The 20,775-nt window shown below is 43.8% G+C and carries 21 protein-coding genes; 8 read left to right on the top strand and 13 right to left on the bottom strand.

Annotated features, from left to right (window positions below):
* Positions 1 to 60 precede the first annotated feature (60 nt).
* The 3 genes from OCU50_RS01415 (at position 61) to OCU50_RS01405 (ending at position 2,164) form a co-directional block, all read left to right on the top strand.
* On the top strand, positions 61 to 1,179 hold the full coding sequence (locus OCU50_RS01415; RefSeq protein ID WP_060467049.1) for a replication initiation protein: 1,119 nt from the start codon (positions 61 to 63) through the stop codon (positions 1,177 to 1,179).
* 177 nt (positions 1,180 to 1,356) lie between these two features.
* A complete protein-coding gene (locus tag OCU50_RS01410) occupies positions 1,357 to 1,713 on the top strand; it encodes a hypothetical protein (RefSeq protein ID WP_060467048.1) in 357 nt (118 codons plus the stop codon).
* An 88-nt stretch (positions 1,714 to 1,801) separates the two neighbouring features.
* Positions 1,802 to 2,164, top strand: a complete 363-nt coding sequence (locus OCU50_RS01405; RefSeq protein ID WP_153011310.1) for a hypothetical protein — start codon at positions 1,802 to 1,804, stop codon at positions 2,162 to 2,164.
* Here the strand turns inward: OCU50_RS01405 and OCU50_RS01400 are convergent.
* The 4 genes from OCU50_RS01400 to OCU50_RS01385 form a co-directional block, all read right to left on the bottom strand.
* Entirely contained in the window at positions 2,161 to 3,522 is a 1,362-nt protein-coding gene (locus OCU50_RS01400) for a relaxase family protein (protein WP_060467046.1), read from the bottom strand. The genes OCU50_RS01405 and OCU50_RS01400 overlap by 4 nt on opposite strands.
* Positions 3,519 to 3,863 (bottom strand): plasmid mobilization protein, encoded by a 345-nt coding sequence (locus tag OCU50_RS01395; RefSeq protein ID WP_060467045.1) that lies wholly within the window; start codon positions 3,861 to 3,863, stop codon positions 3,519 to 3,521. Before OCU50_RS01395 ends, OCU50_RS01400 begins: the two co-directional genes overlap by 4 nt.
* A 195-nt stretch (positions 3,864 to 4,058) precedes the next feature.
* Positions 4,059 to 4,778: a transglutaminase-like domain-containing protein gene (locus tag OCU50_RS01390; RefSeq protein ID WP_060467044.1), complete on the bottom strand. Its 720-nt coding sequence runs from the start codon at positions 4,776 to 4,778 to the stop codon at positions 4,059 to 4,061.
* A 148-nt stretch (positions 4,779 to 4,926) separates the two neighbouring features.
* Positions 4,927 to 5,226, bottom strand: coding sequence for a pyocin activator PrtN family protein (locus OCU50_RS01385; RefSeq protein ID WP_082710313.1), 300 nt, complete (start codon positions 5,224 to 5,226; stop codon positions 4,927 to 4,929).
* A gap of 784 nt (positions 5,227 to 6,010) precedes the next feature.
* Here OCU50_RS01385 and zur point away from each other — a divergent pair.
* Entirely contained in the window at positions 6,011 to 6,469 is a 459-nt protein-coding gene (zur, locus tag OCU50_RS01380) for a zinc uptake transcriptional repressor Zur (RefSeq protein ID WP_029626897.1), read from the top strand.
* A 17-nt stretch (positions 6,470 to 6,486) separates the two neighbouring features.
* Positions 6,487 to 6,948 carry a chemotaxis protein CheX gene (locus OCU50_RS01375; RefSeq protein WP_017055720.1) on the top strand — a complete coding sequence of 154 codons (462 nt, stop codon included), beginning with the start codon at positions 6,487 to 6,489 and terminating at the stop codon, positions 6,946 to 6,948.
* Between the two features lie 158 nt (positions 6,949 to 7,106).
* On the opposite strand, the gene pgi is transcribed toward OCU50_RS01375, so the two are convergent.
* The gene (gene pgi, locus OCU50_RS01370) at positions 7,107 to 8,759 is read right to left on the bottom strand and encodes a glucose-6-phosphate isomerase (protein WP_060467043.1); all 1,653 of its coding nucleotides are present in this window, start codon (positions 8,757 to 8,759) and stop codon (positions 7,107 to 7,109) included.
* 326 nt (positions 8,760 to 9,085) lie between these two features.
* Between pgi and OCU50_RS01365 the strand changes: the two genes are divergently transcribed.
* On the top strand, positions 9,086 to 9,505 hold the full coding sequence (locus tag OCU50_RS01365) for a secondary thiamine-phosphate synthase enzyme YjbQ (RefSeq protein ID WP_060467042.1): 420 nt from the start codon (positions 9,086 to 9,088) through the stop codon (positions 9,503 to 9,505).
* Between the two features lie 111 nt (positions 9,506 to 9,616).
* On the opposite strand, the gene alr is transcribed toward OCU50_RS01365, so the two are convergent.
* Together alr and OCU50_RS01355 are read right to left on the bottom strand one after the other, a co-directional pair.
* A complete protein-coding gene (alr, locus tag OCU50_RS01360) occupies positions 9,617 to 10,702 on the bottom strand; it encodes an alanine racemase (RefSeq protein ID WP_060467041.1) in 1,086 nt (361 codons plus the stop codon).
* Positions 10,703 to 10,708: 6 nt separating this feature from the next.
* Positions 10,709 to 12,100, bottom strand: coding sequence for a replicative DNA helicase (locus OCU50_RS01355; protein WP_201023935.1), 1,392 nt, complete (start codon positions 12,098 to 12,100; stop codon positions 10,709 to 10,711).
* A gap of 106 nt (positions 12,101 to 12,206) precedes the next feature.
* On the opposite strand from OCU50_RS01355, the gene OCU50_RS01350 reads away from it, so the two are divergent.
* The gene (locus OCU50_RS01350) at positions 12,207 to 13,148 is read left to right on the top strand and encodes a DUF481 domain-containing protein (protein WP_077679893.1); all 942 of its coding nucleotides are present in this window, start codon (positions 12,207 to 12,209) and stop codon (positions 13,146 to 13,148) included.
* A 162-nt stretch (positions 13,149 to 13,310) separates the two neighbouring features.
* Here the strand turns inward: OCU50_RS01350 and rplI are convergent, their stop codons facing one another.
* The 5 genes from rplI to rnr all read right to left on the bottom strand — a co-directional run bounded on the left by rplI (position 13,311) and on the right by rnr (position 18,292).
* A complete protein-coding gene (gene rplI, locus OCU50_RS01345; RefSeq protein WP_060467039.1) occupies positions 13,311 to 13,763 on the bottom strand; it encodes a 50S ribosomal protein L9 in 453 nt (150 codons plus the stop codon).
* A 38-nt stretch (positions 13,764 to 13,801) separates the two neighbouring features.
* On the bottom strand, positions 13,802 to 14,029 hold the full coding sequence (rpsR, locus tag OCU50_RS01340; protein ID WP_000090472.1) for a 30S ribosomal protein S18: 228 nt from the start codon (positions 14,027 to 14,029) through the stop codon (positions 13,802 to 13,804).
* 132 nt (positions 14,030 to 14,161) lie between these two features.
* On the bottom strand, positions 14,162 to 14,575 hold the full coding sequence (rpsF, locus tag OCU50_RS01335) for a 30S ribosomal protein S6 (protein ID WP_004735855.1): 414 nt from the start codon (positions 14,573 to 14,575) through the stop codon (positions 14,162 to 14,164).
* 321 nt (positions 14,576 to 14,896) lie between these two features.
* Positions 14,897 to 15,637 (bottom strand): 23S rRNA (guanosine(2251)-2'-O)-methyltransferase RlmB, encoded by a 741-nt coding sequence (gene rlmB, locus OCU50_RS01330; protein WP_046225115.1) that lies wholly within the window; start codon positions 15,635 to 15,637, stop codon positions 14,897 to 14,899.
* Between the two features lie 177 nt (positions 15,638 to 15,814).
* Positions 15,815 to 18,292, bottom strand: coding sequence for a ribonuclease R (gene rnr, locus OCU50_RS01325; protein WP_082710312.1), 2,478 nt, complete (start codon positions 18,290 to 18,292; stop codon positions 15,815 to 15,817).
* Between the two features lie 247 nt (positions 18,293 to 18,539).
* Here rnr and OCU50_RS01320 point away from each other — a divergent pair, with 247 nt between their 5' ends.
* Entirely contained in the window at positions 18,540 to 19,949 is a 1,410-nt protein-coding gene (locus tag OCU50_RS01320; protein ID WP_060467038.1) for an amidohydrolase, read from the top strand.
* Between the two features lie 161 nt (positions 19,950 to 20,110).
* Here the strand turns inward: OCU50_RS01320 and motX are convergent, their stop codons facing one another.
* The gene (gene motX / locus OCU50_RS01315) at positions 20,111 to 20,746 is read right to left on the bottom strand and encodes a flagellar protein MotX (protein WP_046225118.1); all 636 of its coding nucleotides are present in this window, start codon (positions 20,744 to 20,746) and stop codon (positions 20,111 to 20,113) included.
* Between the last annotated feature and the right edge of the window lie 29 nt (positions 20,747 to 20,775).

The raw sequence follows: 20,775 nt of genomic DNA, 5'->3' as shown, positions 1-20,775 counted from the left end.
TTGTGAAAAATATGAGTTCACAACACTTCAATAACCAGCCTAAGAAAAAGAAAAACTCGTATGAATAAAGATGGAATATTAGTAAAAACTCACAAGTACGACCTTGGAGCAATCTGTCCGCCAAATAAATTTGGTGGACAACTGGTAAAGCTAAAGAACGAATTTGTGTTTGCAAAATATTCTCTAGAGGTTCAAGAACAACGTCTTTTGTTTAATGCTATGTCACACTTCGATATCAACCCTTTCCTTAAGGATAAGGATGTACAAGACGAGCTGCAAGGAGATGCTTCTGCAAGGTGGGATTTTAGTAAGGTCACACAAAGCCTTACCGACAGTTACTACTCGTTTATTGAAAAAAGGACGATTATCTTACCAGTTAGGGAAATATTAAGAACTACGGGTTCGAGAAACTACAAGGCATTAGACAAGGCCATAGAATCACTTCAATCACGCACTATGGTTGTCGATGAGATGACGTCGAAACGTATACGTGTAAAGAAAACGATTAATCCTATTGAGGTTGCGTCCAAAGTAGGTAAAACCGACATTTTAATCACCTTTACGAAGGAGTTTATGCCATATTTGCTGGCACTTTCAGGCTATCAAGCAATTGACTTAAATCTCATAGCAGGCTTCTCATATAAGCACTCATCACGATACTACCATTGGTGTCTTTATGCATTAAATATGAAGGAGAATGAATCACTGGTTAAATTCGATGTGTCTATTGATAGAATAAGAGAGCGTTTGGAGATTGGCACTAAAGAGCATCAAAGAAATTTTTTCAGTAGAGTGGTTAAAAAATCAGTTGATGAGATCAACGAAAAAACACCAATCTTTATTAAAGTTGACAAGGTTATCAAAAAAGACAACAAAGGGAGAAATCTTCGCGGCAATCCAGTATCGAGGCTAACATTTAATGTGTATAGAGATAAAGCCGCAGCATTGGATGCGGCAAAACATATAGTTGAAACATGTGCCTCTCGATATAATTCGCAAATACATGATTCGAACTTTGATAAATTTGCATGCGAGGACACTACTGAGGAATTAAAGAAAGAGCGAGATACAGCAGAAGCAGAGTTAAGGCGAATAGAGTTGTTGATAGCTACTCAGAATGAGTCGACAATGGTTGGTGCTAGTGCCCTCGGCGATGTTACTAGTGAGAGTGTACTTTGAGTTGATTAGCCAGAACTTGGGGGCCCTTTCGCTTAACACTATAATCCCCCCCCATATTCAAACCAACTGATGTTGCCGATGATGAAGCATTGGCAACGATGAAACAGATAAAGAGAACGGCTTGCTGCCATTCAGTTTAAATTCCCATCAAAGTTGTTATCCTTATAAAAAACACTTATGGAAAAAATTCCTTTCTCTAGAAAAAATAATCCTTTTTCATATGAAGCTCTTGATAATAAAGCTAAAGAAAAATACCACAATCTGAGAGTTGAGGATTTGGTGATTGATCACTGCATCGAAACAGGCTTCATTACATCAACCGACGTCACCACCAAGACAAGGAAGTTCTTAGTTCTCAAAGAGGCTATAGAAACGACTCTTAATGCATTCAAATTGGTTGATGACTTCGATGACACGAATATCACTATAGACAACCTTGACGCTTGTATCGAGTACAAAAAGAAGCTAAAACGGCGTGTCCTAAAGGTAATATCGGATAAGTTACTGGCTGGTTTACCTAACTTCCGACGATAGAAATTAATTAACTTATTATAACCCTATACGTTGCATGACGTTTTGACTCTAACGTTAGTGCAACGCATCACATTGATGAGAAGATAAGATGCGCGATGTAGTATCCACAGAGCTGCTTTCAGTATTAGTACAAACTGAGCGATTGAAAGGACAGGGGTACATGATCATGTTTATCAGTGCGTTTTTCGCAACGTTGTCGTATTCGATATTTCCTTTTTTGAATGAATTTTGGTGGTCAAGAGTGATCATAGGCTTACTTTCAGGTGTGGCTGCGTTCTGTATTTCTGCCCTGTTTTTCACTGTTTGGCTGGTTGAGTGGCGCACCAGCAGAGCTTTGACTCGCTTGGAGCCATCAACCAAAGACATTGAAAAGCTATTAAGCACGGGGGTGATTTTCTCATCAGAGCAACACCGTTCATTTGAACGCTACTTAAAGACGCTAAATTGCTAGCGATTTAGTGCCCCCCTAGCTTTAACAGTTGAAGTAATGTGCTTAGATAAGCGTAGTGGATGCTCTTTTAATTTATCCCCTCTTCCGTTGTCTTTAAGCAATCTATTAAGCTGATCACAGTGCCGTTGAGTTGCTCGATAGACATCTCCAAGCTCTCGCGCCTCTGCTTCTCTTCGGTTAATGCATCCTGCAAGAGATTTAATTGCGTCTCTAAGCTTTGTGAGGACTTCAGATACCCATGTTGAAGGGCTTTTAGATTGGTCAGTATGGTCGTTAGCATATTGGTTTATTGATTTTTTATTATTTTCTTCAATGGCTTTGTTATCTGGCAGTACAACTGAGTCGGGTTGTCTTGCGACCTGACTATTTGATGGCAAGGCTGAAATGGATTGATTTCGTATTCTAGTGTCAGATATCGTCCCAATATCACCCCTGATAGTAATACCATCAGACTCAATAGCATGGGGAACAGCCAATGCTGGCGGCGCTGTCTTGCTAGGTGAAAGTTGATATATTTTTCGACGTTGGCGAGCGAGGTGCCGATTTCGCTGTTGAAGTTGTTGTTTTTTTTCTTTAATTCGTTCGTGACGCTGGCGTGCAAAGCTCGCAGTTCTTTCTGCCTGTTTTGCTGCGCTGCTTTCAATGCCTGAGTAAGATTTGCCATAGAGTTCGCCTTTGAGGCGTATCGGTTTTTGGTATCCGTCTGCTGTAAAAGAGATGGATGATTTAGTATTACGTGTTACGGTGAGGCCTTCGATGTCATTCAGCACATCAATGACATCTTGTTGGTTGTTTAAGGTTCCACCTACTGCAAGATCAAATAGATAATCATCTATTTGTGCCATCAGCTCACGCCTTGGCCTCGGGTTATCCCCCCATGTAAAGGTTCTAGCCTTAGCTGGATCATTGGGGTCGGTAAAGCCAAAAGTGTCGTTAGCAATGCTTTTCCACTCATCAATACGCACCATATCTCGCCTATGTACATAAGGCGTTAATGCCTTTCCTGTGGTCAGCTCCATATTCACGATATGGAAGTTCAGTTCCAATCGCCCTTTATCACGATGCTCAATCCAAACAATATCGTATTGCTCTGGCTTGAGTCCGGCCATCAAGGTTTGTTCAAATGACGCCATTAATTGCTGCTTTTGGTGAGCAGGGATATCAGCTTCTTCAAAGCTCAAACAGCCATACGTGAAGGCTTTTGAGAAGCGGCTAGCCTGTTTAAGCCATTCTCTTGTGATATCGGGATTTCCTGAGAGCAATACAGGTTTTAATTTGCGGCGCTTGGTGCCACCTTCTAAATACTTTAAGCCGTTCGTCACTGCTGAGTGATCGCCTTTAAAAAATTTTACTATCATGCTGCTGATTTGATTAAGGCGCTTAACAGGGCATTTGTCTGCACAAGTTGTGCCTGTACCGCTATCAAATCAATCAGTAATCCTGCTTTTTTTGCAGTATTTATGTAACGAGCGACTTGATTGAGGTTATTACCAATTCTGGCAACCTCACTCACCAGAGCTGGATCTTGTTTTATTTCTTTGTATCGTTTTTTGTGGTGGCAGGAATTGGGATTGAGAGCCATAGTTCGCAGCCAAACCGAGACATTGCCGTTGGCATTGGCAAAAATTTGTAATTTTTCGTCTTTGGAAACTCGTAACTGAATGCACTCAGTTCGTCTTATTTTTCCGCTGTGGTTCATCACGTTGGGTTTTGTTTTTGATGCTGCGAGGCAGCTTTAGGGAGGGGATTAAAGGGGTAGGAACGCACCTCTTTGCCAGCGATTTGAGAATGTAAGGAACGTCATGACAAATCTATGCTGGCTAGAGAATCCACTCTTTTAAAAAATACAATTTTTTTAAAAGAGTGGCAAATAGGTAACGCGTTTATTGTTAGTTTAGGCTGCGTTTCTAGAGTAGGAGTTTTGCACTGTTTGCAAATCCCACAAGAATCTGGAGCCAAGATCGGCTAACTGATGTACCCGCTCAGTGATACTTGCCACTGGTTTGGTGTAGTAGTAGCCAAGCATGGGTTTATGCCTTACTTGCGCTGTCACCATTTCAGATCGCTTGATCACTAATTTAGTTACATCCAACTCAATATCCTCGTGTCCAGTTATTCCCATTTCAGCATTACTGATTGCAACAAGCGTAGGAAGCTCAGGCATAGCAAAATCAATTACTGCATCCATGCCATCGACCTCAAGCCAAGCATGACCGTTGAATGATTCAATGCCTTCATGGGCATACGGCATAAACAAGTTATGTGTAAAACCGAAATCAAGCGCACCATACGACCCCGTGTTAAATCCAAATGCAGCCTTGCCGCCCACTAATTTGGTATCTATTCCACGCTTTTTTAAGGCTGCTTGACCAAGAGTAGCAAGAGGAATACAAATACCGCCTTTCATTGCAGGAATATTACCGTTAAAAGTGGTATTCATTGCGGTATCGTATTGAGCTTTAACCTCTGAGTAAACCTCGTAAACAACTGCAACAATGCGTTCTAGTTCTGCCTTAACTGCTTGAGCCTTTTTCGACCTAGCAGCTAGTTGTTCAGCTTGTTTGGTTCTGCGTTTAGCTGCCGCAGCTTGCTTTTTCTTTTTGGTTTGTGCCATTACTTCTTGCCCTTAACTGCTGCATTAAGCAGATCCTGAACTGAAAAAGAGAGATGGTTAGCCATAATTTTTCCTTTAATGATCTTTACGTTCATAACGTTTAGTTTTTAGATGAACAAACTAAATTGCGGGATTGTCTGGGTATGAATTAGTTTCGAAATGACACTCTTTTCGAGCCATTATTTCGATTCCACTCCCTCTCGTTTTCTAGTCGTTTACGTTCAACAAATTTCACTAAATCATCAAAGCTCACAAACCAAGGAGATTTCTGAGAATCGCTGAGGCGAACAACAGGAAACGGCAGCTCTTGCTGAGCAGCTTTTCGTTTGATGGTGGTTGCTGCCATACCGAACAATGATCCGGCAACGTCAACAACGGGGATAAAGGGTTGATGATTGAACTGTTGAGCTAAAAGCGATCTTGTGGTCGGTTCAGAACGTGATGTCATTGCTCTCTTCTATTAACGGCTAACTAATACTTAAGTCATAATGTTACAAGCATTAGAAAGGAATAGAAGTATGGCAAAACACTAGCACACAACCATTAAGAGGCTGTTTAATAAGAACAATGTGAATTTTCGAGGGTGAATTTTTTTTTCAAAACACTCAACAAATGTGACTAAAGTCTCCATTATTCTTGTTATGGCTAATAATTCAAAAGCAATGCTTTCCAGAACGAAGGTGACGTTACGATTTAAGACGTTGAGGCTCAAAAACAGAGCGCTGATAATTGCAAATTTATTGATGGGGAATACAATGAAGATCTGAAGGCAAAGACGAATGCAAGGCGACAACTTTCTACCCCTATTTTCCCCTTCTTTTTCACACGCAGGCTCAAATTGCTGATTTTAAAAGATTAAAGGCTATTGTCAGTCCAATCGAGCATTGGAGCGACAGACAACTTACATGAGTGTGTCATGGCAAAGTAACCTGATAGCGAGTCAAAAAATCTGCTGGAACATCCAGCAAAAAGCAAAGTCGGCTATTGTAAATGCTATGTCCTAATTGTGCTATATGAACTTTACTTCACATTTTCTTATTTAAACCTATTCACCAGGCCTCTAATTCAGCCTCACTAATCAGTTATGCCTTGAGTCACACAGTCATTTTGAGTTACCTTGTCTTATTCAAAGTCGTGGGTCACAATACGCTCTGTACCTGACTTTAATAGAAATCATTGGCTCCCAAGTAAAGTTACCTAGAAATAGAATTTGAACAGGAATGTCCGATTGAATGGTGAAAAATTTGGACCACACATTAATAGAGCAAGTTGAAGGGCTATGCGCATCTCGAGGAGTTAGATTAACTCCGCAAAGAAAGCGAGTGTTTGAGCTCATCCTCTCTAATAAAAAAGCCTCCAGTGCATACGAATTGTTAGAGCAATTAAAGGTGAGCGAACCACAAGCCAAACCGCCCACAGTTTATCGCGCTTTAGATTTTTTGTTGGAACAAGGTTTCATTCACCGAGTTGAGTCTACCAATAGCTTTATATGTTGTTGCTCTTGTAATGCCAACAAGCATTTCTCACAGCTATTAATCTGCGACAAATGTGGCACTGTGATTGAGCTACAAGACGATGCTCTTATCAATCAACTCGCTAATAACGCTGAGAAGCATGGCTTTCAATTAACGAATCACGTTATTGAGTCTCATGGCATTTGCCAAACTTGCTCCTCTGATATGAAACAATAAGATTATAGAAGAACATTATGCGCGCTGAATTTGTAAACCCGTTTTTAGCTTCTCTAATGAATGTACTAAAAACGATGGCTTCTCTAGAATTGAAACCACAAAAGCCAAGAGTTAAAAAAGATGAAATCGCTCGTGGTGATGTCTCTGGTTTAATCGGTATGGTTGGCCCACAATCTCGAGGCTCAATGTCGATCACCTTTGATGAAGGCCTTGCCCTAGAAATCATGGAAAACATGTTGGGTGAACGACCAAACGGCCTAAATGAAGAAGTCACCGATATGGTCGGTGAAATCACTAATATGGTTACGGGCGGCGCAAAACGAATTCTTGCAGAAAGCGGCTTCGACTTCGACATGGCAACGCCAATCGTGGTTGCAGGCAAAGGTCATACTATTCGTCACAAATGTGAAGGCGCAATCATCATCATGCCTTTCACATCTCAATGGGGTAATGCCTTCATCGAGATTTGTTTCGAATAAAGACAATCACTGCAAATATTTAGAAGGCTGACGCTGTATTTAAGAGGCTGACAGATATGTCAGCCTTTTTTGTTACCTGCGATTTAGCCATTGTTAGAGCGACAGATACAAAAACGCCAACCCGAAGGTTGGCGTTTCTTTTTAGGCTATCAACTCAATTAAGCTTTAAGCGCTTTAAATGCGTTGATTAGGCCGTTAGTTGAGCTGTCGTGAGACGTTACTTGAGCATCGTCAGCAAGCTCTGGAAGAATTTGGTTTGCTAGTTGCTTACCAAGCTCTACACCCCATTGGTCGAAGCTGAAGATGTTCCAGATAACGCCTTGAACAAAGATCTTGTGCTCGTACATCGCAATTAAGTTACCTAAAGAGCGAGGGTTGATTTGCTTAACAAGAATTGAGTTTGTTGGGCGGTTACCTTCAAACACTTTGAAAGGTACCAGTTCTGCCACTTCTTCAGCCGTTTTGCCCGCCGCTAGGAATTCAGCTTCTACTGTCTCTTTTGTCTTACCGAATGCTAGTGCTTCAGTTTGAGCAAAGAAGTTAGACATCAGCTTCTGATGGTGATCAGAGGCTGGGTTGTGGCTGATAGCAGGCGCGATAAAGTCTGATGGGATCAGCTTAGTGCCTTGGTGAATCAGTTGGTAGAAAGCGTGCTGGCCGTTTGTACCCGGCTCACCCCAGATAATAGGACCGGTTTGGTACTCTACTGGGTTACCTTCACGGTCTACAAACTTACCGTTCGATTCCATGTTACCTTGCTGGAAGTACGCAGCAAAACGGTGCATATATTGATCGTAAGGTAGGATAGCTTCTGACTCAGCGCCGTGGAAGTTGTTGTACCAAATACCGATAAGCGCAAGGATGACTGGAATGTTGCTTTCAAATTCCGTTGAAGCAAAGTGGTTATCCATCTCGTGAGCACCTTCTAGAAGCTCGACGAAGTTATCGAAGCCAATAGAAAGAGAGATAGACAGACCGATTGCAGACCATAGTGAGTAACGACCACCAACCCAGTCCCAGAATTCGAACATGTTGTCAGTATCAATACCAAACTCAGCGACCGCAGTTGCGTTAGTTGATAGTGCTGCGAAGTGTTTAGCAACGTGTGCGTTGTCGCCCGCTTCAGCCAAGAACCAATCACGTGCAGAGTGCGCGTTCGTCATGGTTTCTTGAGTGGTGAATGTTTTAGATGCCACTAGGAATAGCGTTGTTTCTGGGTTTAGAGGCTTAAGCGTCTCAACAATGTGAGTGCCATCTACGTTAGAAACAAAGTGCATGTTAAGACGAGTTTTGTATGGCGTTAGCGCTTCAGTCACCATGTACGGGCCAAGGTCCGAACCGCCGATACCGATGTTGACAACATCCGTGATCTCTTTACCTGTGTAACCTTTCCACTCACCAGAAACGATGCGGTGTGTGAACAGCTCCATTTTTGCTAGTACTGCATTAACTGCTGGCATTACGTCTTTGCCATCAACCATGACTGGCTTATCGCTGCGGTTACGTAGAGCAGTGTGAAGTACTGAACGACCTTCAGTCTTGTTGATTGCATCACCGCCAAACATCGCTTCAATTGCAGACTTAACTTCAGTCTCGTTTGCAAGAGCAAATAGGTGCTGCATAGTCTCAGCATCGATTAGGTTCTTAGAGTAATCCACTAAGATGTCAGAACCGAAACGAGTAGAAAAGTTCTCGAAACGCTTTGCATCTTGAGCAAACAGCTCTTTCATATCCATATTTTGAGCTGACTCAAAATGTGCCGTTAGCGCTTTCCACGCTTGTGTTTGCGTTGGGTTGATATTTTTCAACATGGTATCTATCCCGATGTTACTGTAGGTTTTATTCTAAACGTCACCTGAGTGATGAATAGAACCCCCGATTAGGCGAAAGTTTATATTTTTCTGTGATGACCAAATCGCATCACCACCGAAAGATTCTTTGTAATTTTTTTTCACGACGTATTATGCCGTATATGAAGAGCGGTACCTTGAGATAAATCAGGATTCGAATTCCTGATAGAAAGATCGGTACAAACTCTAGCTCTAACATAATTAAATGTGAGCGATACCTGATAAATTCAAGTTCAAAAGATAGCGTTAAACCACTTTTTTTCCAAATACATTATAAAGGATGGCGTATGTGGATTCAGAAGACTATACACCTAAATGCGCGAAAGCGTGGATTTCATCTCATTACTGATGAAATTGAACAACAGATACACGATATTGGCTCTCTATCCGTTGGTTTATTACATCTCTTTATTCAACATACCTCTGCCAGCCTCACGCTAAACGAAAACGCAGACCCAACGGTGCGTGGCGATATGGAATCGCACTTCAATAAGTTTGTTCCCGAGCGCGCGCCCTACTATAGACACACTTATGAAGGCGATGATGATATGCCTGCTCACATTAAAGCATCGACACTTGGCACCAGTGTGACAGTTCCAATCACCAACGGTCGTTTAGCTTTAGGAACATGGCAGGGTATTTACTTAGGTGAACACCGGGATTGTGGTGGGAGCCGCACTGTCATTGCTACAATCCAAGGCGAATAGCCGTAAGCGTTCAGCCATAAAGATCGATTGATAACCAGAGAGTTACCAGTAAATAAAAAGGGTGACACAGTTATGCGTCACCCTTAAATAATTAGAAAGACTTGAACATCTTTATTTTACGTATTCCATTGCGACACGCGGGGTCAGCTTTGTGACCAGCTCGTAAGCAATGGTACCAATATGTTCTGCCACTTCTTCTGAAGGTAAGCCTTTCCCCCATAGCGTCGCTTCGTCACCCACTTTATCAGTAGCATCTGGGCCAAGATCAACCGTTAGCATGTCCATTGACACTCGACCTGCAATCGGTACTTTTCTACCGTTCACAAACACCGGAGTACCGTTAGGGGCTGTTCGAGGGTAACCATCACCGTAACCTATCGCGATAACCCCTACTTTAGTGTCTCGTTCACTGATCCAGTTGCCGCCATAACCAACACTTTCCCCGGTTTTAACATCACGAACAGCGATCAAGTGTGATGTCAGAGTCATCACAGGCTTAAAACCAAGCTCTTGTGCTGACTTATCTACGAACGGTGATACGCCGTAAGAGATGATTCCAGGACGCACCCAATCTAAGTGGCTATCTGGCCAGGCTAATAAGCCTGCAGAGTTCGCAAGAGAGCGTTCGCCCTCACAGCCTTCAGTCAAAGACAGGAATAATTGAGTCTGTTGCTGTGTCGTGGCTTTGTCTAACTCGTCAGCACAACCAAAGTGGCTCATATAACGCAACGGCTTAGCCACATTCGGACATTGATGCAGGCGATCAACGAAATCTTGATATTGTTCAGAACGAACCCCCAAGCGATGCATACCGCTATCGACTTTAAGCCATACCACAACAGGGGATTCTAACGCTGTGTTTTCTAAAGCGCTGAGTTGCTCTTCACAATGCACCACTGTTTGGATGTTATTGGCCACCAATACCGGTAAATCACCCGAAGAGTAAAAGCCCTCAAGTAACAGCACAGGCCGAACAATACCACCAGCACGAAGTTGTAAGGCTTCTTCAATACGAGCGACACCGAACGCATCAGAGTTCTTAGAGTGTTTAGCGATGTTCAATAAGCCATGCCCATAACCATTAGCCTTTACCACTGACATCACTTTACAGTGAGGTGCTTTAGACTTAATCAGTTGAAGATTGTGCTCTAATGCACCCAGGTCAATACTCGCTGTCGCTGCTTTCATATAAGTCATTAACGATTACTCATCATCAAATGCAGGGCCTGCATAGTTATCAAAACGAGAGTGTTGCCCTTGGAAGGTCAGACGCACGGAACCGATCGGACCGTTACGTTGCTTACCAAGGATAATCTCAGCGATGCCTTTTAGTGAACTGTCTGGGTTATAAACCTCATCACGATAGATAAACATGATCAAATCGGCATCTTGCTCAATCGAACCTGATTCACGTAAATCCGAGTTTACAGGGCGCTTATCAGCACGTTGCTCTAGGGAACGGTTAAGCTGAGAAAGAGCCACAACCGGAACGTTCAATTCCTTCGCGAGCGCTTTCAATGAACGCGAAATCTCGGCGATTTCAAGAGTACGGTTATCAGATAATGAAGGTACACGCATTAATTGCAGGTAATCTATCATGATCATAGAGAGACCATCATGCTCACGAGCAATACGTCGAGCACGAGAACGCACCTCTGTTGGGGTTAGGCCCGAGCTATCATCGATATACATATTCTTTTTATCCATCAGAATACCCATACTCGATGAAATACGCGCCCAATCTTCATCATCTAACTGACCAGTACGGATCTTAGTTTGGTCTACGCGAGAAAGTGACGCTAACATACGCATCATCAGCTGCTCTGCTGGCATCTCAAGAGAAAAAATCAAGACTGGCTTATCTTGTTTCAGCGCTGCGTTTTCACACAGGTTCATCGCAAACGTCGTTTTACCCATCGATGGACGTGCAGCGACAATAATTAAGTCAGAACCCTGTAGGCCTGCCGTCTTCTTATTGAGGTCGTTAAAACCAGTATCGACACCCGTCACACCATCTTGTGGCGTTTTATATAGAATCTCGATACGTTCTAGCGTCTTCTCTAGAATGTTATCAACGTTTTGTGGGCCTTCATTTTCGCTTGTACGACCTTCGGCAATGGCAAAAACTTTACTCTCAGCCAGATCGACTAGCTCTTCTGATGTACGCCCTTGTGGGTCATAACCCGAATCAGCAATCTCATTCGCCACACCAATCAGGCTGCGTACAAGAGCACGCTGTGCCACGATATCCGCATAAGCATTAATGTTTGCTGCACTTGGTGTATTTTTAGCAAGGTCAGCTAAGTAAGCGAAGCCACCGACGTCTTCCAGTTGCTCACGCAACTCTAAATGTTCAGAGAGTGTAATAAGATCCAAAGGAGAACTTTCTTCAAGGATATCTTTTACTGCCTCAAAGATCAGACGGTGAGGACGACTATAAAAGTCCTTACTCACCACTTTTTCAGCAACCGTATCCCAGCGCTCGTTGTCCAGTAACAAGCCGCCAATAACAGATTGCTCAGCTTCTAATGAATGTGGTGGGACTTTGATGGCATCCACCGGATCGTTGGCTGATTTCTGACTTTTGCTATCCACTATGACTACACTCAATAACTAATAATGATCGCTCATTATACCCAAGAACATTCATTTGTAATCCGATCCTACAGGTTTGTTTTATTCTTCCGGAAAAATTTACCTATTGCTGACTGAAACCACCAAAGGTAGCATTACGATCTTTCCATTAATTCACTGTATAACTGGGGTATGCGTGTCCAAATTATTGGCTCTGAGCACTGGCCTTCTGAGCACAGGTCTCTTGAGCACTCCGTTGGCTTTAGCTGATGATGCTAAACCCTCTGTTGATGCAATACTCGACTCTATAGTAGTACCAGAAGCTACCACTGAACCGCTTGTCGTTGCACCGGCACCCGAAGAAGATATGGATATCGTACCGAGTGATACAGAACTGCCTAATCCACTGAAAACCGAAGTTGAATTTGGTTACCAATCGCATAATGGTAACTCAGAATCCCGCTCGCTTAATGCTCGCCTTAATGGTGAGTACACCTCCGGGCGCCATAGAACCAGTGGTGAATGGAAATACTACAACCTCTACAAAGATGGTGAAGAGGATAAAAGGCAATCGACGTACTCAGCTCAAAGCGACTACAAATTAAGCCCTAAAACCTATCTTTACGGTAGTTTTAAAGGGGTTGACTCGCGATACAGCGCATACTTTAAAGACTATACCGTTTCGAGTGGCCTTGGTTATCAATTTTCAAATACAGAAGAGTTTATTTTAGAGGTGGAAATAGGGCCTGGTTTTCGTTACCAAGAACCTAACCTTGATGAGATAGACGATGATGACATCATCTTTCCTGACATTGTTGAGGAAGCGATTTTCCGTGGCAACGTGAATACGTCATGGCAAGTTTTGCCGAACTTACAATTCAAAGCGAATGTGACTGTTGTGTCAGGACACAGCAACCTGAACTTTGATACTGAATTAGAAGCGATCAACGATATCACTGATAATATTGCATTGAAGATCGCTCACTCTCGTCAATACCACGACAAGGTGCCTAATGGGTTGAGCAAAGAAGACTCGGTGCTGTCTGTTAACCTATTATTCCAATTCTAATCTGAACGGCTGCTTGTTCAGCAATAAGAGCATTTGGATCACCGTAAGCTTTTTACTTACCACAACCCTTCCTTATATTTCCTATATTCCAGACATAAAAAAACACCAGCCGTAGCTGGTGTTTAAAACTTTCAAAAGAAAGAATTCGTCTTGGTACTGAAATTACTCAGCTGCAACGATAGTGATTTTCGCAGTAGCAAAAACTTCAGATTGAAGTTGGATGCTTACTTCGAATTCACCAGTGTTACGTAGAGCGCCTTCAGGTAGGCGTACTTCGCTCTTAGCTACTGCAACACCTGCCGCTGTAATAGCGTCAGCGATGTCACGAGTACCGATAGAACCGAATAGTTTACCTTCGTCACCAGCTTTAGAAGCGATTGTAACGCCTTCTAGAGTGTTAACTGTCTCAGCGCGAGCTTGAGCCGCAGCTAGTTGCTCAGCAACTTTAGCTTCTAGTTCAGCACGGCGAGTTTCGAACATAGCAACGTTGTCTTTAGTTGCCATAACTGCTTTACCCTGTGGGATAAGGAAGTTACGAGCGTAACCAGATTTAACGTTTACTTGGTCGCCAAGGCCACCTAGGTTACCGATCTTATCAAGTAGAATAACTTGCATTATCTTTGTCCTCTTAAACTATTGTTAACTATTACCGATTACTGATGCTTATCAGTGTACGGTAGTAGTGCTAGGTAGCGAGAACGCTTGATAGCGCGAGCTAGCTGACGTTGGTATTTAGCACTTGTACCAGTGATACGGCTAGGTACAATTTTACCAGCTTCAGTGATGTAGTTTTTTAGAGTTGCTACGTCTTTGTAGTCAATCTCTTGTACGCCTTCTGCAGTAAAACGGCAGAATTTACGACGACGGAAGAAACGAGCCATGGGCTATCTCCTGATCTAAATTTAATAATGCGGTATTGACACAAGTTTATAAATAAACGTAAGCAAATGCTTGAAGTGAAAATACCTAAACGAGTTGAATAAAATTTAATGACCTAAAGGGTCAAAAAAGAATTACTCAGCAGCAGCTTCTGGCTTAGCTTCTTCTTCACGACGTGGTGCACGTTCTTCACGGTCATCACGACGAGGAGCACGCTCTGCACGCTCTTCTTTTTGCTTAAGCATGATAGATTGCTCAGTCACAGCGCCTTTTGTGCGCATGATCATGTTACGTAGAACTGCATCGTTAAAACGGAAAGCAGTTTCTAGCTCGTCCATCACTTCTTGGCCAGCTTCAACGTTCATAAGAACGTAGTGAGCTTTGTGAAGTTTGTTGATTGGGTAAGCCATTTGACGGCGGCCCCAGTCTTCTAGACGGTGGATAGTACCGCCAGCTTCAGTGATTGAACCAGTGTAACGCTCGATCATGCCAGCAACTTGCTCGCTTTGATCAGGGTGAACCATGAATACGATTTCATAATGACGCATTTGGTTGCTCCTTACGGATTATTAGCTTCCACGAAAGGCTCGGTCGTCCAAGGGAAGCAAGGAACTAAAGAAAAATGACCGAGTTTTAAGGACGGCAAATATTATAGAAAGAACCCGGTATTAGCAAGCGGTATTTGGCTAATAATGAAACAGTTTTCCTTTCGCCATCTAGCCATCCAAGAAAGCGAAATATTCTCTCTCTTGGGCCAGAAAAAGAAACGCTCACCAACTCGGGTGAGCGTTAATAAATTCATAGACTTAGAATAGTTCTAACGCTTTATGTCGCAAAGCATCACGACCCCCAGCATTACTGAGTAGGCGTTATTGAGCTAAACGCTGTCTTACCGCTTCGAACAGGCAAATACCCGACGCTACAGAAACATTCAGGCTAGACACGCTGCCTGCCATTGGAATCTTAATCAAGTCATCGCAAGTTTCACGCGTTAAACGGCGCATACCATCACCTTCCGCGCCCATCACTACAGCCAATGGGCCAGTTAGCTTCGCTTGGTAAATATCATGCGTTGCTTCGCCCGCCGTTCCCACAAACCATACGCCCTGCTCTTGCAGTGCACGCATTGTGCGAGCCAAGTTGGTTACACGTACTAGAGGAACCGTTTCAGCCGCACCACATGCTACCTTGCTTACCGTTGCCGTTAACGGTGAAGAGCGGTCTTTCGGAACGATAACCGCAGCCACACCAGCCGCATCGGCATTACGAAGGCAAGCACCTAGGTTATGAGGGTCTGTTACGCCATCTAAAACCAACAGTAATGGCTGTTCATGTTGCGCTAGAATATCGTCTAGGTGCGTTTCATTAAGCTGCTTAGCAGGCTTTACCTTCGCGATAATACCTTGGTGATTCGCACCTTGTGCTTTTTCATCAAGCGGCTTACGGCCCATCTGCTGGATCGATACACCAAACTGCTGCAGTTGGTTCAGCAATGGAAGAAGACGCTCGTCTTGGCGACCTTTCAGTACATACGCTTCAATAAAGCGTACTGGATCTTTTTCTAGTACGGCTTTCACCGCGTGAATACCGTAAATAAATTCGTTACTCATTATCTCAAGTTACTCATAGTGCTCAGAGAAGAGTGCATCCATTCCGACACCTCCCTCTCTGTGTTGTTTATTTCGAGAGTATGCGTCTTTCGCCTGATACTCTCGCATTCAATTAGTGAAACGCTAAACCGTACTGGTCCTTGTAAACCAAAATATTAAGACTTATCCGCTTTTGGCTTACGACTTGCTGCCCGTTTTTTTCTTAGCGCGAGCTTTAGCAGCACCGGTTTTATTCGCCGACTTCTTCTTATCAGACTCTTGAGTACTACCGTCAGGTCGCTTAGTTGGCTCAACCAAAGGCTTCGCAGACGTTCCTGGTTGATTGCTCTTTACTGCCGAGCGTTTCTTGCTCTTTGCCTTTTTCATCGCATCTGATGCGCGTTTCTTGGCCGTTTTGCCTTTACCACGCGGCTGACGCTCAGTGTCTTCCAAATCAAAGTCAATTTGACGAGTTTCTAAGTTAACCGCAGAAACCTTCACTTTAACCGAATCACCCAAGCGGTAGATATTACCAGAGCTCTCACCCACTAGGCGCTGACCAACAGCATCAAATTGGTAGTAATCATTCGCTAGCGCAGAGATATGAACCAGGCCATCAATGTGCAGTTCAGTTAGACGAACAAAGAAACCGAAGCCAGTCACGTTGGCAATAACACCATCCATCACTTCGCCGACATGGTCTTGCATGTATTCACATTTCAGCCAGTCGTTCACTTCACGTGTTGCATCATCCGCACGACGCTCAGTCATTGAACACTGATCACCGTAGAAATCCATATCATCGAACGTGTAGTGGTACCCACCCGTTGGTGTCCAACGTTCGCTGCTGCGACCTTCTTCTTTAGCGATTAAGTACTTAATTGCGCGGTGTAACAATAGATCAGGGTAACGACGAATTGGTGAAGTAAAGTGCGCATAACGCTCCAATGCCAAACCAAAGTGACCCGCATTATCTGCGTTGTATACCGCTTGCTTCATCGAGCGTAACAACATGGTCTGAATTAGCTCACGATCTTCACGCTCATGAATTTTCTGCATTAATTCGGCGTAATCTGTTGGTGATGGAGATAACCCTCCTTCCAACGTTAGACCTAACTCACTTAAGAAGCTTTTAAAACCAACTAAACGCTCTTCTCCCGGTGTTTCGTGAACACGGTATAGAGCAGGCTCCTTCGCTTTTTCTACGTAAGACGCCGATGCGATGTTCGCGAGAATCATACATTCTTCGATGATCTTGTGTGCATCGTTACGGATTACCGGCTCAATACGATCGATCTTACGATCCGCATTGAAGATAAACTTCGTTTCTACCGTTTCAAATTCAATCGCACCACGCTCATCACGCGTTTTCTTAAGTACTTTGTACATCTTGTGCAGTTCTTCAAGATGCGGTACTTCTGGCTCGTAACGCTCGCGAAGCTCTTCATTGCCATCTAAGATCGCGCCTACTTTGTTGTAAGTCAGACGAGCATGAGAGTTCATGACTGCTTCGTAATGTTTGTAGCCTGATAGCTTGCCTTTGTCTGAGATAGTCATCTCACACACCATGCATAAGCGGTCGACTTGAGGGTTCAATGAACATAGGCCATTGGACAATATCTCTGGCAACATTGGGACGACTTGCGATGGGAAGTACACCGAGTTACCTCGGTTAATCGCTTCTTTATCTAGCGCTGTATCTGGGCGAACGTAGTAACTTACGTCTGCAATGGCCACCCATAAGCGCCAACCTCCGCCTTTTTTCGCTTCACAGTAAACCGCATCATCAAAGTCACGAGCATCTTCACCATCAATCGTGACCAATGGCAGTTTACGTAGATCAACACGTCCTTCTTTTGCTTCTTCAGGAACGTGCTCGCCTAGGCTTGCGATTTGCTTATCAACCGCTTCAGGCCACTCATTTGGGATCTGGTGAGTGCGGATCGCGATCTGCGTTTCCATACCCGGTGCCATGTTCTCACCGAGAACTTCGGTGACTTTACCCATCATGTTACGAGAGCGACTACCGCGATCCGTAATTTCAACCACAACCACATTCCCCATTCGAGCACCGCCTTTATGCTCAGTAGGGATCTGGATGTCATGACTAATCCGTGAATCATCGGCAACCACATAAGAGTGGCCATACTCTAGGAAAAAACGACCAACAAGTGGCGTTTTGCGCTCTTCAAGAACACGAACCAAACGCCCTTCACGACGACCGCGCTTACTATTATCAGTCGGCTGAGCCAACACGTAATCACCGTGCATGATGGTTTTCATCTGGTGATGCGGCAACAAGATATCGTTATCTTTACCGACACTGCCATCTGGGCGAACCCAACCATGACCGTCTTTATGACCAATCACGTAGCCTTTAATCAGTTCCATCTTCTCAGGCAATGCATAGCACTGACGACGAGTAAAGATGAGCTGTCCATCACGCTCCATTGCACGTAAACGACGACGCAGGCCTTCGTATTGCTCCTCACCCTCAAGACCCAAAGCTTCGAATAGATCGTTACGGTTCATTGGAATATTCGCTTTTGTTAGAAACGATAAAATGAACTCTCGGCTTGGTACTGGGTTGTCGTAATTTTTAGACTCTCGGTCTGCAAAGGGATCAATATTGGTTGTCGTGGTGGTATTTTCTGGCATCGGTGTTTTTTTTGACATAGGCGGGCCTGCTTAAGCAAGGAATGTATATACCCCTAGTATATCTGATGCTAGAGGTAACCTACAGATATGCTTTGGAAAAGCCTAAAATAACCTCAAATTGATGCATACTTCCCTTTGTTAAAAATGACTTCATCGCCATTATCTATCATCAGAGCCTCAAGCAAACGATAAAACAAACGTTTGCTCGATAAATGAAATACTCTATGATTCTGATACTTTACCCACTTCTGTTTCGAGTATTGATATGAAACTTAAACGCACTTTATTGGCTTCTGCAATGACAAGCCTAGCCCTATTTTCATTCGCCAGTTCAGCGATGGAAAAAGCCGATCTGATGATTACCGATGCTATGGTTCTCACGATGAACCAAGACAAAACGGTTTATGAGAACGGTACTGTTGTCGTAAAAAACAACAAAATCATTGCGGTAGGCGATGCTTCATTAGAGAAGCAATACCAAGCTAAGCAAGTACTCGATGTGGATGGCGATATCGTCATGCCCGGTCTCATTAATACTCATACTCACGTATCGATGACGGTTTTCCGTTCACTCGCCGATGATGTGCCCGATCGCCTCCATCGCTACATCTTCCCACTAGAAAAGAAACTGGTTTCGCGAGACATGGTCCGCATTGGTGCTAACCTAGGTAACGTTGAAATGGTGAAAGGCGGTGTCACCACTTACGCCGATATGTACTACTTTGAGGATGAAGTGGCGAAAACTGTCGACCAGATCGGGATGCGTGCCATTTTAGGTGAAAGCGTGATTAAGTTCCCAGTCGCCGATGCGGCCAATGCCGAAGAAGGGATTAAGTACGCACTGAACTTCATCGAAGAATACAAAGATCATCCTCGAATTACGCCAGCGTTTGCCCCACATGCGCCTTACACAAATACGACTGAGATCCTGCAGAAAATTTCTAAACTCTCTTTAGAGCTAGATGTGCCAGTGATGATTCACCTTGCAGAATCACACCGTGAAGAAGAGAAAATCGCAGAGCGTTCAAATGGACTATCACCAGTTCAATACATGGACAGCATTGGTGCACTCAACAAAAACCTCGTTGGCGCACATATGATCTTAGTGGATGATCAAGATATCGAACTGGTGAAAAAGTCAGACATGGGCGTTGCTCATAACATGAGTGCCAATATCAAATCAGCGAAAGGCGTATCCCCTGCCCTTAAGATGTATGACAAGAACATACGTATCGGTTTAGGTACCGATGGGCCGATGTCTGGTAACACACTGAGCACGATTGATGAGTTCAACCAAGTGGCTAAGGTTCACAAGCTGGTTAATAAAGACCGTGCTGCGATGCCGCCGCTCAAAGTGATCGACATGGCAACAATGGGCGCAGCCAAAGCATTGCACATGGAAGATAAAATCGGTTCTCTTGAAGCAGGCAAACTGGCCGACATCATAGTAATCGATACCAAGGCACCAAATATGGTTCCTGTGTACAACCCATATTCAGCCTTAGTGTACTCTGCAAACTCGGGGAACGTTCGCCACACCATCGTAGATGGCAAAATCATCATGCAAGACCGCAACATGCTGACAGTAGACGAAGATAAGATTCGTCAAGAAGCACTCGATTTCACCAAAGTTGTTCGTGAAACGGTCATTGAGTCTGGTGAGGTTGTGCAGTAACGACGAACACTAGCTCGCTACGCTTTTTAAAAATAAAAAACCGTGCAGATCAAAAAAGGCCTCGCAGGTATTCACCGGCGAGGCCTTTCTGTTTCTATCTACCTTAATATTGATGAGTAACGAGTGCAGGAGTTAATCATCAACCTAAAATAGTATCGGGGTTACCAGAATACATCTCGGCGCTTGGCTCGAGCGATAATGTTTTCAGGCATTCTCTGCTCTAACCCACTTCTAAGTACAGTAATGCGCTTGTGTTGCCTTTGGTCTGCCGTTACCGAGTTATATAACCAGCGATAAGCATCTTCATAATCTAGCGGGCTACCATAGTCACGTAGCAACAGCTCAGCTAAATGAATACTCGCACTTAGGTTCCCCATAGCAGCCGCTTCACGTAAATACGGAATCGCACGCTCTTTGTCTTGTTGAACCAAAGTACCACGAGAATAATAACGTCCCAACTGCTCTAACGCGGCGGGTAAACCTTGATGTGCTGCGTTTTCCATATAATACAGACCAAGCTCTACGTCTTGAGGAACACATACACCCCACGCCAACATATCACCATATAAAAACTCATAAGAAGGCAAGCTGATACGCGTCGCACGCGCAACGATATCTTCAACTAACTGGCACTTATCAGCTTTCACGCGCTCTAGGTGTTGATTATTCTCAATTAATTTAATCAATTCAGCTTCTGTATATATTGGAACGGGCTCTCCCACATCAGCCAAATTTGCATGACTCAAGGGTGAGCTCAGCGCCATTATCAATGAAGCTGCTACAATTCGTAGCCTCATACCTGCACTCTATTATCTGTCGTTAAAGT

The organism is Vibrio toranzoniae, from assembly GCF_024347655.1.
In the GTDB taxonomy this organism is placed as follows: domain Bacteria; phylum Pseudomonadota; class Gammaproteobacteria; order Enterobacterales; family Vibrionaceae; genus Vibrio; species Vibrio toranzoniae.
This window is presented reverse-complemented; position numbering and strand designations above follow the sequence as displayed.

Coding starts and splice junctions, on each gene's coding strand:
- rpsF (WP_004735855.1), bottom strand. CDS start 14,575: ATGCGTCATTATGAAATCGTATTCATGGTTCACCCTGATCAAAGCGAG.
- pgi (WP_060467043.1), bottom strand. CDS start 8,759: ATGTTGAAAAATATCAACCCAACGCAAACACAAGCGTGGAAAGCGCTA.
- rplI (WP_060467039.1), bottom strand. CDS start 13,763: ATGCAAGTTATTCTACTTGATAAGATCGGTAACCTAGGTGGCCTTGGC.
- OCU50_RS01400 (WP_060467046.1), bottom strand. CDS start 3,522: ATGATAGTAAAATTTTTTAAAGGCGATCACTCAGCAGTGACGAACGGC.
- OCU50_RS01365 (WP_060467042.1), top strand. CDS start 9,086: ATGTGGATTCAGAAGACTATACACCTAAATGCGCGAAAGCGTGGATTT.
- rnr (WP_082710312.1), bottom strand. CDS start 18,292: ATGTCAAAAAAAACACCGATGCCAGAAAATACCACCACGACAACCAAT.
- alr (WP_060467041.1), bottom strand. CDS start 10,702: ATGACTTATATGAAAGCAGCGACAGCGAGTATTGACCTGGGTGCATTA.
- rpsR (WP_000090472.1), bottom strand. CDS start 14,029: ATGGCTCGTTTCTTCCGTCGTCGTAAATTCTGCCGTTTTACTGCAGAA.
- OCU50_RS01390 (WP_060467044.1), bottom strand. CDS start 4,778: ATGGCACAAACCAAAAAGAAAAAGCAAGCTGCGGCAGCTAAACGCAGA.
- OCU50_RS01385 (WP_082710313.1), bottom strand. CDS start 5,226: ATGACATCACGTTCTGAACCGACCACAAGATCGCTTTTAGCTCAACAG.
- OCU50_RS01320 (WP_060467038.1), top strand. CDS start 18,540: ATGAAACTTAAACGCACTTTATTGGCTTCTGCAATGACAAGCCTAGCC.
- OCU50_RS01375 (WP_017055720.1), top strand. CDS start 6,487: ATGCGCGCTGAATTTGTAAACCCGTTTTTAGCTTCTCTAATGAATGTA.
- motX (WP_046225118.1), bottom strand. CDS start 20,746: ATGAGGCTACGAATTGTAGCAGCTTCATTGATAATGGCGCTGAGCTCA.
- OCU50_RS01405 (WP_153011310.1), top strand. CDS start 1,802: ATGCGCGATGTAGTATCCACAGAGCTGCTTTCAGTATTAGTACAAACT.
- OCU50_RS01410 (WP_060467048.1), top strand. CDS start 1,357: ATGGAAAAAATTCCTTTCTCTAGAAAAAATAATCCTTTTTCATATGAA.
- zur (WP_029626897.1), top strand. CDS start 6,011: ATGGTGAAAAATTTGGACCACACATTAATAGAGCAAGTTGAAGGGCTA.
- rlmB (WP_046225115.1), bottom strand. CDS start 15,637: ATGAGTAACGAATTTATTTACGGTATTCACGCGGTGAAAGCCGTACTA.
- OCU50_RS01395 (WP_060467045.1), bottom strand. CDS start 3,863: ATGAACCACAGCGGAAAAATAAGACGAACTGAGTGCATTCAGTTACGA.
- OCU50_RS01415 (WP_060467049.1), top strand. CDS start 61: ATGAATAAAGATGGAATATTAGTAAAAACTCACAAGTACGACCTTGGA.